This is a genomic window from Thermocatellispora tengchongensis (assembly GCF_014202315.1).
GTDB lineage: Bacteria > Actinomycetota > Actinomycetes > Streptosporangiales > Streptosporangiaceae > Thermocatellispora > Thermocatellispora tengchongensis.
On sequence record NZ_JACHGN010000011.1, the window covers coordinates 175682 to 190106 of the forward strand.

At 71.1% G+C, this 14425-nt stretch carries 10 protein-coding genes; 4 read left to right on the plus strand and 6 right to left on the minus strand.

Going from position 1 to position 14425, the window contains the following annotated elements:
- Positions 1 to 22: 22 nt before the first annotated feature.
- The gene (locus tag HNP84_RS25695; RefSeq protein ID WP_185052463.1) at positions 23 to 1777 is read right to left on the minus strand and encodes a right-handed parallel beta-helix repeat-containing protein; all 1755 of its coding nucleotides are present in this window, start codon (positions 1775 to 1777) and stop codon (positions 23 to 25) included.
- Between the two features lie 64 nt (positions 1778 to 1841).
- Here HNP84_RS25695 and HNP84_RS25700 point away from each other — a divergent pair, with 64 nt between their 5' ends.
- On the plus strand, positions 1842 to 2708 hold the full coding sequence (locus HNP84_RS25700) for a TetR/AcrR family transcriptional regulator (protein ID WP_185052464.1): 867 nt from the start codon (positions 1842 to 1844) through the stop codon (positions 2706 to 2708).
- 216 nt (positions 2709 to 2924) lie between these two features.
- On the opposite strand, the gene HNP84_RS25705 is transcribed toward HNP84_RS25700, so the two are convergent.
- Complete coding sequence (locus HNP84_RS25705; RefSeq protein WP_221336738.1) at positions 2925 to 4403, minus strand: carboxylesterase/lipase family protein; 1479 nt, start codon at positions 4401 to 4403, stop codon at positions 2925 to 2927.
- Between the two features lie 98 nt (positions 4404 to 4501).
- Between HNP84_RS25705 and HNP84_RS25710 the strand changes: the two genes are divergently transcribed.
- Together HNP84_RS25710 and HNP84_RS25715 are read left to right on the plus strand one after the other, a co-directional pair.
- Positions 4502 to 5164: a TetR/AcrR family transcriptional regulator gene (locus HNP84_RS25710; RefSeq protein WP_185052466.1), complete on the plus strand. Its 663-nt coding sequence runs from the start codon at positions 4502 to 4504 to the stop codon at positions 5162 to 5164.
- A 179-nt stretch (positions 5165 to 5343) separates the two neighbouring features.
- The gene (locus tag HNP84_RS25715) at positions 5344 to 6594 is read left to right on the plus strand and encodes a serine hydrolase domain-containing protein (protein WP_185052467.1); all 1251 of its coding nucleotides are present in this window, start codon (positions 5344 to 5346) and stop codon (positions 6592 to 6594) included.
- 204 nt (positions 6595 to 6798) lie between these two features.
- Here the strand turns inward: HNP84_RS25715 and HNP84_RS25720 are convergent, their stop codons facing one another.
- Together HNP84_RS25720 and HNP84_RS25725 are read right to left on the minus strand one after the other, a co-directional pair.
- Positions 6799 to 8625, minus strand: a complete 1827-nt coding sequence (locus HNP84_RS25720) for an AfsR/SARP family transcriptional regulator (protein ID WP_185052468.1) — start codon at positions 8623 to 8625, stop codon at positions 6799 to 6801.
- A 580-nt stretch (positions 8626 to 9205) separates the two neighbouring features.
- Positions 9206 to 9469 (minus strand): hypothetical protein, encoded by a 264-nt coding sequence (locus HNP84_RS25725; RefSeq protein ID WP_185052469.1) that lies wholly within the window; start codon positions 9467 to 9469, stop codon positions 9206 to 9208.
- 62 nt (positions 9470 to 9531) lie between these two features.
- Between HNP84_RS25725 and HNP84_RS25730 the strand changes: the two genes are divergently transcribed.
- The gene (locus tag HNP84_RS25730) at positions 9532 to 9918 is read left to right on the plus strand and encodes a tautomerase family protein (RefSeq protein ID WP_185052470.1); all 387 of its coding nucleotides are present in this window, start codon (positions 9532 to 9534) and stop codon (positions 9916 to 9918) included.
- Positions 9919 to 10583: 665 nt separating this feature from the next.
- On the opposite strand, the gene HNP84_RS25735 is transcribed toward HNP84_RS25730, so the two are convergent.
- The gene (locus HNP84_RS25735; RefSeq protein WP_185052471.1) at positions 10584 to 13316 is read right to left on the minus strand and encodes a glycosyl hydrolase family 95 catalytic domain-containing protein; all 2733 of its coding nucleotides are present in this window, start codon (positions 13314 to 13316) and stop codon (positions 10584 to 10586) included.
- A gap of 363 nt (positions 13317 to 13679) precedes the next feature.
- Positions 13680 to 14408, minus strand: a complete 729-nt coding sequence (locus HNP84_RS25740; RefSeq protein ID WP_185052472.1) for a FadR/GntR family transcriptional regulator — start codon at positions 14406 to 14408, stop codon at positions 13680 to 13682.
- Positions 14409 to 14425 lie beyond the last annotated feature (17 nt).

A 14425-nucleotide genomic window follows, 5' to 3' on the forward strand; every position in this document is an offset into this window, starting at 1 on the left:
AGGTCTACGCAGGCGATGAGGTCTACATCGCCTGCGGCGCCGCCCGGTACCCCTCCGTACGCGAGCCGGGCCGCGGGCTGGCGAGCCCGGCCCGCGCCCGGATGCCGGCCGTGACCGTGTCCAGTTCCTGTCCGTCCTCGATGGTCGCGTTCCCCTCGTAGGTCACGCCATCGGGCGGGCTGTCGAGCCCCACGGGGTCGGCGTCCCAGAAGTTCCCCCGGTAGACGACGTTCTCCAGCGGCGGCGCCACCGTGAGCACCGCCGTGTTGTCCGACCGCCTGACGAGGTTGCCCTCCACGGTCAGCCACGAGGCCCCGTAGTCGGTGTAGAGCCCGAAGTTGTACGGGGTGCGCGTGTCCTCCACGACGTTGCCCAGCACCAGCCCCGCGTCCTGCGGCGAGGACCCCTGGGCCCCGCTCACGTAGATCCCGCCGCCGTCGGCCAGCACCTGCATGGTGTCGGCGGTGAGGTTGCGCAGCACGCGGACGCCCGTGCCGGAATCGACGACGATGCCGCAGTGCGGCACGTCGCCGACCTCGTTGGACGCGACGGTGCACCGGTGCACGCCCCGGATCGAGATCCCGGGCGATCCGCTGTAGTCGAGCCCGGCATGGTGCACCCAGGTGTCCTCGATCGTGACGTCGCGCCCGCCCGACACGGTGATGCCGCCGCCCGCGAGCGTGTCGAGGTCGCACCGGCGCACGGTGACGCCCGCCCCGCCGGACACCCCCAGCCCGTACGCCCCGAGCCGGGTGAACCGGCAGCCCTCGATCTCCACGTCCGCCACGTCGTGGAACGTCACGCAGGCCGGGATCGCCGCCGACGCGGCCGGGTACGTCACCGACGCCCCCTCCCCCAGCACGGCCGTCTCGACGCCGCCGCCCTCGTAGTAGTCGCCGCCGTGGTAGTGCACGAACCCCTCCGGGCGGCCGGGACGCAGCCAGGTGGCGTCGGCGAACGTCAGCCCCCGGAACGCGGCGTCCCGGGTGCCTACAGCGCGCAGCAGCGTCTCCAGGACCGGCGCGACGACCCGCGTACGCTCGGGGTCCTCGCCGGGGCGGGGCAGGTAGAGCAGGACGTGCCGCCCGGGACGCGAGCGGTCCAGCACGAAGGTGCCGGGCTCGCGGAGGAAGGCGGCGTCGTTCTCGATCCGGGTCGGCAGCCCAGGGCCGCGCGACGTCTGGCCCTCCCAGGTCGAGTTGTACAGCTCGGCGGCCCATCCGTACGCGGGCTGGGCCATGGTGATCACCGTCGAGCCGCCGTCGGCCGAGACGCCCGCCACCGCGCACCGCGCCTCGGTCCACGGGTAGACGCCCCGGTAGACGAACTCGACGTCGGCGGGGCTGCGCCACCCGCGCGGCTCCGGGCTGTCGGTGACGTATCCCGTGACGGTCGCGGTCGCGGCGCCGGGGATTCCCTCGATGCCCGCGCGGACCGCCCGGCGCCCGTCCACGTAGAGCTGGCGGGTGTCGAGCCCGCCCACCTCCGCGATCCACACCCCGTCCCGCTCCCGCCACCCGGTGATCCGGCGGCCCCCGCTCACCACGACCTCCTCCTGACCGGAGGTGCCGTAGCCGTACGCCTGGTAGACCACCCCGGAGTCGGCCTCGGTGAGCTCCAGCGTCCGGTCCAGCACGTACGTGCCCGCCCGCAGGTGCACGACGGCCTTCCCGGCCTCTCGGGCCGCCTCGCGGGCGCGTTCGAGACCGGCGAAGGGCCGCTCGGCCGATCCCGGCCCGGCGTCGTCACCAGAGGGGGCGACGTGGAAGTGGAACATCGGGGACTCCCTTTGTTGTTTACGGCGTACACATAGTAATACACCATAGACAAGGAGGAGGCCGATGACGCGAGGCAAGGCCGGCGACCCCGACCACGGGATCGAGCTGCTGTGGCGTCCGCGCGAGCCCGAGCCCCGTCCCGGTCTGAGCCTGGACAGGATCGTCCGCACCGCGATCGACCTGGCCGACGCCGAGGGCCTGGCGAGCCTGTCCATGCGCAAGATCGCCAACCGCCTCGGCTTCACCACCATGTCCCTCTACCGCCACGTGCCCGGCCGCGACCAACTGGTGGACCTGATGGTGGACGAGGTCTTGGGCGCCCCCTCCGACGGCGACACGGACGAGACGACGCCCCGGGGCTGGCGGGACCGCCTGGAGCGGCACGCCAGGCAGGGTTGGGCGACGCGCCGGCGCCACCCCTGGCTGGCCGAGGTGCGCGGCACCCGCCACCTGCCGGGCCCCAACGCCGTCGCCCAGTACGACCTGATGCTGGGCGCCCTCACCGGCACCGCCCTCACCCCCGCCGAGGTGATCGCCGTCGTGGACCTGGTCGGCCGCTTCATCGACGCCGAGGCCCTGCACCTGCTGGAGACGCGACGCGAGGAGCAGCGCAGCGGCGTCACGGAGAACGAGTGGTGGGGCGCCCGGCACACCCTGTACGACCGGCTCGACCGCTACCCCGCGATCTCCCACCTCTGGTCCGCCGGCGGCTGGGACTCCCCCGAGGACTCCTTCGAGTTCGGCCTGCGCCGCCTGTTGGACGGCATCGAGGTCCTCATCAACCGCCGTGACGAAACCCGTTACGAAATGCGTGCCGAAACCAGGGCCTGCGAGGAGTGCGGCCGCCCCCTGGCACCGTCACCGTCGGGCCGCCCCCGCGTCTACTGCTCCCCCGCCTGCCGCCAGCGCGCGTACCGCAAACGCGCCTGACCGGCCGGCCACCACCTCGCACAGGCCGTACGCGACCAGGGCCGGGAAGGTGAGCCCGGCACCGGTCCGCGGCCGTGGCGAACAGCCGCGCCGGCCGCCCGGCAGCGGCCGGGTCCACCTCGTCCTGACCCCGCACCGCGTGCGTCGATGACGAGGCGACCGGATGGCCACGCCACCGCGCAGGACGACGGGGTGGCCATCGGCGGCAACCGGTCCTCAGGTCGTTTCGAGGTCGAACGGGGCCGGGGTGTGGTTCTCCCAGATCCGGCGCGAAACCTCTTCGGGGTAGGGAACGGTCTTCGACTCGGTGTCCAGGACTCGGGTAAGCCGCTGATCGGGGCGGTGTGCGACCCATCCGGCGTCGCCGGTGGCCACGAAGCGGGTCCACGCCTGCTGGAGCTCGTGCGAGACCCGGACAGCTTCGGGGCCGGGCAGGTCGCCGAACATCTGCCTGCCCGTGGGGCTGTCCAGCGTGCCGAAAGCGAGGGGGACGTCGATGCTGTGGCAGGCGCCCAGGACCCCGCCGGAAGCCGGTGCGGCCAGGCACAGCTCGAAGAGGAACGAGGTGCCGCCTGCCACCGCGTTCGCCTCGGCCAGGTGCAGCGACGGCATTCGGAACAGAGCGTCGGAGTACACGGTTTCCAGCAGTTCCTCCGGGGTGGCCCGTTGGTGGGCGGCGCGGTAGGCGTCGGCGCCGTGCGGTTGCGGGGCGAACAGGTCAAGCGCGGTTCGGGCGTCGTGGTCGGTGAAGGTGCCCATCCGCCCGGCCATGACGGTGAACAGCCGGAACTCGTCGCGAGTGTGGCCGATGAGCAGTTCGGCTCCGCTCGCGCGGCCACCGGTCAAGGCGGACCAGGGGGTTTCCGACAGGACTTCTCCATCGATCACGGGGCAGACGGCCACTCCCACCTGGGCGAGCCGTGCCCACTGCTTGCGATCGGCGGGCAGGTCGGCGTTGAGCGCGGTGAGCTCGTCGGCCAGACGCCAGGGATCGACGTCGCTCAGGGCCGCGGCGGTGGGGCTCGTACCGAGCCGGTTCGCAAGGGTGGCCGCGACCCGCTCCGCGAGGGCGGGCGTGCAATGACTTCCCGGCACCGAGTGGGTGATGGCCCGGCGGAACAGTCCACGCGCCCGCCTCATCGTGAGCAGGGCGGCGATCGACCCCGCTCCGGCCGACTGCCCGGCCACCGTGACCTGGGCGGGATCGCCTCCGAAGCGCCCGATGTTACGCTGCACCCACTCCAGAGCGGCGATCTGGTCCAACAGCCCCCGGTTGGGTGGAGCGCCGTCCAAGAGGGCGAACCCCTCCACCCCCACCCGGTAGTTGAGGCTCACCACGACGAGCCCCGCCTCGCACAGCCTCGCCGGGTCGTACATCGGGTCACTGCTCACAGCCGTGATGTAGGCGCCGCCGGGGATCCACACGAGCACCGGCAGCCCCGCCGCGCCGAGGTCCGGGGTACAGACGTTGAGTGTCAGCCAGTCCGGGTCGCGCGCCGATTCCACCTGGACCGGCCCGGACTGCGGCGGCGGAGGGCCGAAATCCGTCGCCCGCCTCGTCCCCTCCCAGCGCGCCGGCGGAGCGGGCGCGGCGAAGCGGAGCTTCCCCACCGGGGGCTCGGCGAAGGAGATTCCGCGGAACTCCGCCAGCCCTGACCGCCACCGCCCCTCCACCACACCCTCGGTCGTTCGCACCCGAGGCCCTTGGGTCATGTCAGGCATGCCGCTCCCTTCGCCGCTGTTTCAAGTCAGGTGTATTATGTCATGTGTATTGGAAAGGTCAGGGGGGCGGGATGCCGAAGAAGGTCGATCACCGAGAGCGCCGCGAAACGATCGCCCGAGCTCTGTGGCGGGTGGTGGAGCAGCGCGGGCTCGCCCATGCCACCATGCGCGAAGTCGCGCAGGAGGCGAACATCTCCCTCGGGCAGTTGCAGCACTATTTCTCCTCCCGGACGGCGATGCTCACCTTCGCCATGGAGTTCGCCTCGGAGCAGACCTCGCAACGTGTGGGGGAAGGACTCCGCGACCTCGGCCACCTCCCGCACCCTCGCGACGTTCTGCGGCTGATGCTCATCGAGATGCTCCCCTTGCATCCCGACGCCCGGGCCACCAGCCGGATGAGCGCCGCCTACGTCCTGGAGGCGCTGCACGACCAAGGTCTCCACGCGCGGGCGCGCGAAGGACTCCTCCAGGGCCGGGCCATGCTCGAAGCTCTGGTCCGCCAGGCGATCGCCGACGGGCACATCGATCCGGATCGCGACGCGACGGTCGAGACCGACCTACTGCTCGCCCTCACCGGCTTCACCACGCTCCTCGAACTCAACGTGATCGAGCCCCGCGACGCGCTCGCCGCCATCGATCACCATCTGGACAGGTTGTTCGCCCGGAGGGCCTACCATTCGGCGACCCGCGCGCGGCGCGGCTCCGGCTACCCGGCTTCACCCTGGAATCTCTGATCAGCCTGGGAGTGAAGGTCCGTCCGCGACCGCCACGCCAGCGCTCCCGACCGATCGAACATCGTCCGGCCTGGCCGACGACGCCCACGCCCGCCTGGCACGAGAGCTGACTTCTGTCATGCGGGACCTGTGACACAGCCCACTGGCCCCCGCCGAGCGGAAGGCTCATGCTGGGCGCCATGACCATTCGTCGATGCAGCACGTTCGTTCTGCGGCTGGGAGCCGCGACTCTGGCCGCCACGCTGCTCGCGGCGGGACCCGTGGCCGCCGCCGAGGAGGGCGGCCTCGACCGGCAGCGGCTGCGCCAGACGCTGGACGCCGTGCACGAGGCCGGCATGTACGGCATCTATTCGAACGTCGTGGACGGCCGGCGGAGCTGGAAGGGCGCCGCAGGCGTCGCCGACGTCGAGACCGGCCGCCCGGTGCGTCCCGAGATGGTGCACCGGGCCGGGAGCATCACCAAGTCGTTCGTCGCCGTGGCCGTGTTACAGCAGGTCGGCAAGGGCAGGATCGAGCTCGATGCCCCCATCGGCCGCTACCTGCCGGACCTCATCCCAGGTGAGCGCGGGCAGCGGATCACCGTACGCATGCTGCTCAACCACACCAGCCACATCGCCAACCACACCGACGTGATCTTCCCGACGATCGAGAGCCTGGACTCCAACCGCTTCCGCGCCTTCACGCCGGAGGAGCTGGCGCGCGCGGGGCTCGGCGCCCCCGCGACCGGGCAGCCGGGGGCGACGCCCGGGGCGTACTCGAACACGAACTTCGTCATCGCCGGCCTGCTGCTGGAGAAGGTGACGGGCACGAGCGCCGAGCGGTACATCACCGACCACGTCTTCCGGAAGGCCGGGCTGCGGCACACGTCGTTCCCGCGTACGCCGTACCTCCCTGGGCCGAACTCCAAGGCGTACGAGGCGTTGTACGGGTACTTCGACCCGCCCAAGGACTACAGCGTCTACAACATGTCCTGGGCCTGGACGTCGGGTGCGGTCGCCTCGACGATGGCCGACCTCAACCGCTTCTTCCGGCTGCTGCTGCGCGGCGAGCTGCTCGACGCGACACTCCTCGCCGAGATGCAGAAGACCGTTCCCGTCCGCTCGTTCTCGGGCGCCGTGCTCGACTACGGTCTCGGGATCTACCCCCTCGACCTGCCGTGCGGCAGGTTCTGGGGGCACGACGGGAGCGTCCCCGGCATGCAGACCTTCGCGTTCTCCGACGCCGGCGGCGGCCACCAGTTCGCCTTCGGCACCAACCTGAGGAACTACCAGCAGCTCGACGAGAACGGTAATCCTGTCCGGCACGCCATCGACTCCGCGATCGGGAGCCACCTGCTGGAGGCGGCGTGCGGACCTGACGTGGCGGCGGCCACCAGGGCGGCGCGACCGCTCCCGCCGATCGGCGTGGACGGGGGCACGGCCACACCGTGACCGGCGGCGCGCCACGCGGGCGGGCCACCGACCGGCGGCCCGCCGCAGCGCCGCCCTACCCCGGGCGTTAGGTCCGCCCGCCACCCCGAGCGTGCCGCAGTCCCTTCGGCTGTAGCGGAAGCTCGTGGCGGTGACCCGCGCGGGACGTCAGCCCGCCCAAGGTCCTCTCCGCTGCCCGGCGGCGGGAGGCGCGGCTGGTGGCGGTCACGCGGGCACGCATACGGGCGTCCGGCGGGCGGCCCGCTCGCGAGCGTACAACCGGACCAGGTCGTGCATCCGGTAGCGGCCGGGCCCTGCGGGTTCGACGAGGCGGGCGTCCAGGAGCTGGTTCAGCGCGGCTTCGGCGGTGTCCTCCGGCCAGCCTGCGAGTGCGGACGCGGCGGCCGCCGTGAAGGTGGCGGTGTCCAGGAGGCCCAGCAGGGGGAACAGGCGGGCCGCGTCGCTCGCGTCGGGCTCCCCTGGCAGGTGCCGCAGGCCGATCTCGACGCTGGCGCGGATCGTCAGGTCGGCGTGTTCGAGAGCGTCGAGGCGGCGTGTGTCGTCGGTCAGCTCGTCGGCCAGGGAGGCGAGCGTCCGATCGGGCCGGGCGGCCAGGCGTGCCGCCGCGATGCGGAGCGCGAGAGGGAGGCCGCCGCACTGCCGTACGATCCGCTGCGCCGCCTCCGGCTCGGCGAGGACCCGGGCGGGATCGCAGACGCGGGCGAACAACGCGGTGGCGTCGGTGTGGTCGAGCCCGGTCAGGTGCAGATGGCTCGTGCTGTCGAGTGAGGCCATGATCCGGCGGCTGGTGACGATGACGGCGCACGCGGGCCCGGAGGGGATGAGCGGCCGGATCTGGCCGGCGTCGAGCGCATTGTCAAGGACGACGAGCAGGTTACGTGTCGAGGTGAGGGAGCGGTAGCGGGCGACGGCCTCGTCCAGGGTGGTCGGTACGGCGTCGCCGCCGGGCAGGAGTGAGCGCAGCAGCCGGCCCAGGGCCTGCAACGGTGACAGCGGCTGGAGCCCGGGGGTCGCCGCGCGCAGGTCGATGTACAGGACGCCGTCGGCGAAGCGGTCGGCGACGGCGTGCGCGGCGTGGATCGCGAGCGCGGACTTGCCGGTTCCGCCGGGACCGTGCACGGCGGCGAGGGCGGGCGTGCCGGGCGCGGTGTCGCCCAGCGTCTTGTGCAGCCAGGCGATCTCGGTGGCGCGGGCGGTGAACGCCCGGGTGCCGGCGGGGAGTTCGATCGGGGTGACGGCCTGCGTGAGCGGGGCCGGCTTCGACGGACGGGCGAGGTCGAGCGCGGGATCGCGGCGGAGCACCGCCATGTGCAGCCGGCGCAGTGCCGCTCCCGGTTCGATGCCCAGCTCATGAACCAGGACGCGGCGCGTGTCCTGGTACACCGCGAGGGCTTCAGAGGATCGGGAGGCCCTGTACAGCGCCAGCATGAGCTGCGCGCGGGGACGTTCCCGTAGCGGGTGGGCCTTGACATGAGCGGTGAGCAGCGGCACCACCGCGTGGTGTTCACCCGCTGTCAGGCGCAGGTCGATGTGGTCCTCCAGCGCGGCCAGGCGCTCCTCTTCCAGGCGGGCGGCCTCCACCTGTGCCCAGGGGGTCGTGATGTCGGCCAGCGCGTTCCCCCGCCACAGCGTCAGGGCGCGCTGGAACAGCGTGTTCGCCGTCGCGATCTCACCCTGGGCCCGCGCGGCACGCGCCTGACCGGCCAGCAGCGTGAACAAGTGGGCGTCGATACGCTCTTGGGCGAGGTTCAACTGGTAGCCGCCGGGGACCGTGGTGATGACTTCGCCGTCGTGGTGCGGTGCGAGCAGGCCACGAAGCTTCGACACCACGATGTGCAGTTGCTTGTCCGCCGTCGTCGCCGCGCTGTGGCCCCACACCTGGGCGAGAAGCCGTTCCGCGGAGACCGGCCGGCCGGCGCTCAGCGCCAGCCTGGCCAGGAGCCCGATCCGCCGCTCGCCGGCCATCCTCACCGGCTCGCCGTTCGCCGTGATCTCGCATGGCCCCAGAATCTTGATCTCCAGTCCTGTCAAGGCTCTCCCCGTCTTGTGAGTATCCGACGCCGGCGTGCTGCGCGGAGGGCGGACAGGAGACCCTTGCGTGTGACACCAGGACGGACCCGGGATCGCGGCGGCGGCCCACCCTGCCCGGTGAGCCGGCGCGGCACGCGAGCGCCGAAGCGCCGTCCGCCGGCTCCGGCGATCGTGCCGGCGCAACAGCCTGAACTGCTGGAACATCGTCATCGCCCGGCGGCGGCGCAGTCGTCGCGCACGCCACCGTCGGCCCCCGTCAAGGTGCTGGTGCCCGTCTCCGCCGCCCGGCCGCTCCCACGCCCGAGAAACTGCCGGGCTTGGGACCAGGCCGCGCGCCTACCGGATGACCCTGGCCATCCAGCGCGCCGCCGGCCAGAACGAGCCGATCACTTCACTCACGAGTGCTCACCGAATCCCCGCGCGATCGTGAACGCATCCATCACGAAGAGCAACAGCACGACAGGAACCTTCCCCGTGGCTTTCACATCCGGTCTTGAGCAAAGGGATGACCCGCGCGGCCTCGCCGCGATTGATCGCCAGTGTACGAAGGCGCAAGGCGGGCCGCTGTCAGGTGAACGCCTTACATCGAGGTCACCGTTCGGTCGAGCCCGGCGTGCGACAGCCCGTCCATGAACGTGGTCTGCCCGCGTGCAGGAGAGCGAGGCGAGAGAGCTGCGCCGCAGGGCGCGGCCCTGCCGAAGTCGAGCCGAGCACGGCCGGCCAGCGCGCCGGGGTGCTTGAACACAACCGCCTGCGCGAGCCGCGGGACGGCCAAGGCTCCGGGTCGCAGCAGCATGGACGGCACCACCTGGTCGGTGCTCATGCCGTCCGCACTGTTGACCATCCGATACTTCTCAAAGTAGCTTTGACATCAAAGCTACTTTGACAACAAACAGGAGGTCTGCAGTGCCGCACCTGACGGTTCGAGTCCTGGAGCCGCAGCTTCAGGGCAACGAGGCGGCCCTCATCGCCGCGTTGACCGACGCGGTGGTCGATGTGTACGGCGAATGGGCGCGCGACGTAGCGGTCATCCACCTCGACGGCATACCCGCCGGACGATGGGGCCTGCGGGGCAAGCCGGTGGACGAGGCCCCACCCGTGATCATGTTCGGCATCCGCGAGGCGGCCTTCGCCCGTCCCGACAGCGGCGAACTCGTTGCCAAGCTCACGCGCACCGTCACCGACGCCGTCGCCGGCGTCCTCGGAGCACACCTGCGCGACACCATCACCGTCGAGCTCGTCGCCACCCCGGCCGGCCGCACCGCGATCGGAGGCGTGCTCGTCGACGACTAGCCCTGTTTCCGCCCTGAGTCATTTCGGCGGAGGTCTCGTGGATCGATGGAGTTGAAGGCCGGCGGGTTGCGGGATGACGGGCGGTGACCGGTCAGGGTGTGGACAGGGTCTGGGTGAGGCGCATCCGGCTGGTGACCACAGGACTTTCTGGGATAAACCTGGCGCATGTAGGTGAGGTGACCAGGACACGGTCCGCATCGCTCGGCGGAAGGCCGGCCGTGGGCCCCGGTCCGGGAAGACGTTCCGGCCGCGCTGTGCTCGGGCAGCAGGTTGAACTCCTGATAGATGAGCGCCACGCCGGGGAGCGCCAGGCCGGGTCGCCGATGCCACGCATGTTCAGCGTCCCCTTCCCTGCCGACGCGGGGTCGGGGACGGGAGGGTTGCGGAGGTGGGCGGCGCGGCGGACGGTGATTGTGCTGATCGGTCGGTAATCGGGCGAGTATCGGCTGATGTCCTCGGCGTCGAGATCAGGCCCGGGAACGTCCCGGCCCATCGGCTGATCGGCGACCTGGTGGAATTCCGGGAGCGGCACGGACTCTCCCGGGTCGTCGTGGTGAACGGCTCCTCCACCGAGCCGCCCGCGGCTCCCCGGCGTGGGCGGTGGCCGGGCCGGACACCGCCCGCCGGACAGCAGGAAGCCGGGCGGCTTACCGGTGCCGGCCGTCCTATACCCGGACCGTGGCCTTCGCGGACGCGCTCCAGTCGCTGCCGGCCTGGGTGCCGCTCGCCCTGCCGATCAGGACCACGTCACCTGCGGCCTGGCCCTGGACGGGGGTGACGGTGAACGTGACGGCGCGTTCCGCCCCAGGCCGCAAGGGCTGCAGCTCGACCCGCTCCGGTGAGACCGTCCACCCTTCCGGGGCCTCGACGGTCACGATCGTCCTGGGCGCCAGCGGCATCTCGACCGCGCGGACGGTGACGCCGACCTTCGCCGCCTGGCCCGGGCTCACCTCGGCGGGCGCGCTGATCGTGACCTTCTGCAGGGCGTACGCGCGGTAGGTGTGCCCGGCCTTCGCGGTGAGTTCGATCAGGTCGGAGCCGGCCTTCTCGGTCTGGGCCCTGCCGCCGCGTGTGTCGACCACCTTGTAGCGCCCGGCGAAGATCGCGCCGCGTACCTTGACGACGCCGTCGCGGTCGGGCGTGATGAGGTACTCGTCGGCCTGTCCGTCGCTCCACGCCGCGCCGACGGTGTAACCCCCGCGGCCCCGCAGGCCCGTGACCCGTCCGTTCCGCCACGCCTCGGGGAGGGCCGGCAGCAGGTGCAGCTCGCCGTTGTGGCTGTGCAGCAGCATCTCCGCTATGCCGGACGTCGCGCCGAAGTTGCCGTCGATCTGGAATGGAGGGTGCAGGTCGAACATGTTCGGGGCGAGCCGGGCCGGCGTCACGAGGAGGCGGACCAGGTCGTGCGCCCGCTTGCCCTCCTCCATCCGCGCCCAGTAGTTGATCTTCCAGGCCAGCGACCAGCCCGTGCCGTCGTCGCCGCGCAGTTCGAGCGTCCGGCGTGCGGCGTCGAACAGCTCGGGGGTGTCCCGCTTGGTGATCTGGTTGCTGGGGTGCAGACCGTAGAGGTGTGAGATGTGCCGGTGGGCCGGCTCGGTCTCCACCCAGTCGTACAGCCACTCCTGTATGTTGCCGCGCGAGCCGATCTTCATCGGAGCCAGCCGCTTGCGGGCCTCCAGGACCCGTGCCCGGAAGCCGGCGTCCATGCCGAGAACCTCGCTCGCCTCGGCGCAGCCGTCGAACAGGTCACGCAGGATCTGGTTGTCCATCGTCGGACCGGCGGCCACGCTGGCGTTCGGGTGATGGCTGAGCTCGGGCGAGTTCGATGGGTTCGTGACCAAGTACCCCAGCCTCGGCTCCTCCACGAGGGTGTCGAGGAAGAACTGGGCGGCGCCCTTCATCGCCGGATAGTTCTTGCGGAGGAACTCGACGTCGCCGGTGTACAGGTAGTGGTCCCAGATCATGGTGGCCAGCCACGCGCCACCGGTCTGCCACATGCCCCAGAAGGCGCCGTCCACCACCGAGGTGGCCCGCCACGCGTCGGTGTTGTGGTGGGTGACCCAGCCGCCGGCGCCGTACTGCACCTGGGCCGTGCGGGCGCCGGTCACCGTGAGGTCCTGGATCATGTCGAACACCGGCTCGTAGCACTCGGACAGGTTCGTCGAGTCGGCGGGCCAGTAGTTCATCGGCAGGTTGGCGTTGATGGTGTACTTCGAGTCCCAGGCCGGGGTCAGGGAATCGTTCCAGATGCCCTGGAGGTTGGCCGGCTGGGTCCCGGGACGCGAGGAACTGATCAGCAGGTACCGGCCGAACTGGAACAGCAGCGCGGAGAACTGCGGGTCATCGACGGCCGAGTGCTGCGCGATCCGGACGTCCGTGGGCTGGTCGGCCGCGTCGGTGCGGTCCAGTTCGAGCGTCGTCCGCTTGAACAGTGCCTGGTAGTCGGCCACGTGCCGGCTGCGCAGCGTGTCGTAGGGCGTCTGCTGGGCGGCCTCGAGGTGCCGTCGCGCGATGCCCTGGTAGTCGCCGCTGACGTCCTTGTAGTTCACGTAGCTGGAGCCGATGGAGATCAGCAGTGTCACGCTGTCGGCGGCGGACACCTGGAGCGTTCCGCCGGAGCTGGTGACGGTGCCGCCCTCGGCGAGGGCGCGGGCCAGCGCCAGGAACCTGACCGAGCCGGGAATGCCCTCGAAGTTTCCCGAGACGCCGTCGAGCGCCACCGTCGTGCCGTCGGGGCTGGAGCGTGTCGTGCGCTGGGGGCTGTCGAACGTCGCCGTGAACGTGATCGAGCCGGGCTTGTCGGCCGTCAGGCGGACCACGATGACCTGGTCGGGCGCGCTCGCGAACACCTCGCGCTCGTACCGCACGCCGTTCAGCAGGTAGCTGACGGACGTGGTGGCGGTGGTGAGGTCGAGCCGGCGGTGGTACTCCGAGAACCCGCCGGTGCCGGGGAAGTTCAGCCTGAGGTTGCCGACCGTCTGGTAGGCGAGCTGGCCCGCGGGTCTGCCCAGCATGTTCTGGTTGATCAGGTCCTGGGCCTGGGTCCACTTGTCCTCGAAGACGAGGCGCCGGATCTCCGGCAGCGCCGCCAGGCCCTTGGGGTTGCTCTGGTCGTACGGTCCTCCGCCCCAGACGGTGTCCTCGTTGAGCTGCAGCCGCTCGGCGTCCACGTTGCCGAACACCATGGCGCCGAGGCGCCCGTTGCCGATGGGGAGGGCGCGGAGCCAGTCCGTGCCGGCGCCCTTGTCGTACCACAGCGCCAGGTCGTTCGCGGCGCGTACCTCCGCAGGCGCCACCGATCCGGCCCGGGCGACCGCCGTCCATTGCATCGGCAGCATCAGAGCCCCGGCTCCGACCGTGCCGATCGTCATCAACTGCCTTCGCGTCAGATGTGGCATTCGCTCTCCAAACGCAGTGCGACCTTGCCGGCGGCCGGCGCCGCGCCACGGGACTGCGCACCCGGCATCGAGGAGACGGGCGGAGTTCGAGGGGGACCGGCTGCGTGACGAGGCTGTGTAGGGGGTGATGGCAAAGCTACAAAGATTTGATGTATCGGTCAATGGTTCTTAATGAACCGCCCGAAAGGAGCTATCCAGCCCCTCTGCTACCGACAATCATCTGACCTTTGCTCAGAGCCCTTGCCACCTGGCACGCACTGATCCCCGGTCGCGGTGAGCGACGGAGGGGAACCGGAGGGATGGACGCCACAAGAGGGCGGCGTGCGATCCCGAACGGGGGCGCACGCCGCGCCCCGGAGGTGGTCAGCTCGCCTCACCCTCCGCTCCGGAAGGGGCGTCGTCCCCATCGGGCAGTCCTCGCAGTGACTGCTCGACTCCGATCAGGTGATTGGCCATCCGGATGCGCGCGGCTTCCGGATCGCGTTCCCGGAGCGCCTGCAAGATCGCCAGGTGCTCCGCGTGCGCACGAAGGTCGGCGCCCTCCTCGTGGAGGCTTCGCCAGAGCCGTGCGCGGACAGTGCGTCCGGCGAACGCCTCGATCAGGCCGATCAGCACCGGATTGCCGCTATGGGCGGCGATGATGCGGTGGAAGGCGATGTCGGTCTCGATGAGCCTTTCGTGGTCCGGCGTTGTCTGCTGGAGGATCCGCGTGGCGTCGTCCAGTACGTCTCGCGCTTCGCGCAGCGCCTCGTCGGTGATCTTGGTTGCGGCGAGCCGCGCCGCCTCGCATTCGAGCACGCGGCGGACGGCGTGGACATGCGGCGCGGCGCCCTGGCCCTGGAGGTCCACCACGAAGCCCATCGGCGCCAGCAGCCGGGTCGCATCGAGGTTGGTGACGTACGTCCCGTCACCTTGGCGGGTGTTGAGGATGCCGAGGATGGACAGCGCGGACACCCCTTCGCGCAAGGGGCCGCGCGAGACCCCCAGGGTCTCGGCGAGTTCCTTCTCGACCGGCAGGCGGTCGCCGGGGTTGAGCACCCCGTCGAGGATCATCCGCTTGATGCCGTCTACGACTTCTTCGGTGCGGGACATAACACGAGTATGTGCTC

Bases quoted from the DNA above. Each gene is read 5' to 3' on its own strand.
- HNP84_RS25695 (WP_185052463.1), bottom strand. From the start codon at position 1,777: ATGTTCCACTTCCACGTCGCCCCCTCTGGTGACGACGCCGGGCCGGGA.
- HNP84_RS25710 (WP_185052466.1), top strand. From the start codon at position 4,502: ATGCCGAAGAAGGTCGATCACCGAGAGCGCCGCGAAACGATCGCCCGA.
- HNP84_RS25740 (WP_185052472.1), bottom strand. From the start codon at position 14,408: ATGTCCCGCACCGAAGAAGTCGTAGACGGCATCAAGCGGATGATCCTC.
- HNP84_RS25725 (WP_185052469.1), bottom strand. From the start codon at position 9,469: ATGGTCAACAGTGCGGACGGCATGAGCACCGACCAGGTGGTGCCGTCC.
- HNP84_RS25735 (WP_185052471.1), bottom strand. From the start codon at position 13,316: ATGCCACATCTGACGCGAAGGCAGTTGATGACGATCGGCACGGTCGGA.
- HNP84_RS25715 (WP_185052467.1), top strand. From the start codon at position 5,344: ATGACCATTCGTCGATGCAGCACGTTCGTTCTGCGGCTGGGAGCCGCG.
- HNP84_RS25700 (WP_185052464.1), top strand. From the start codon at position 1,842: ATGACGCGAGGCAAGGCCGGCGACCCCGACCACGGGATCGAGCTGCTG.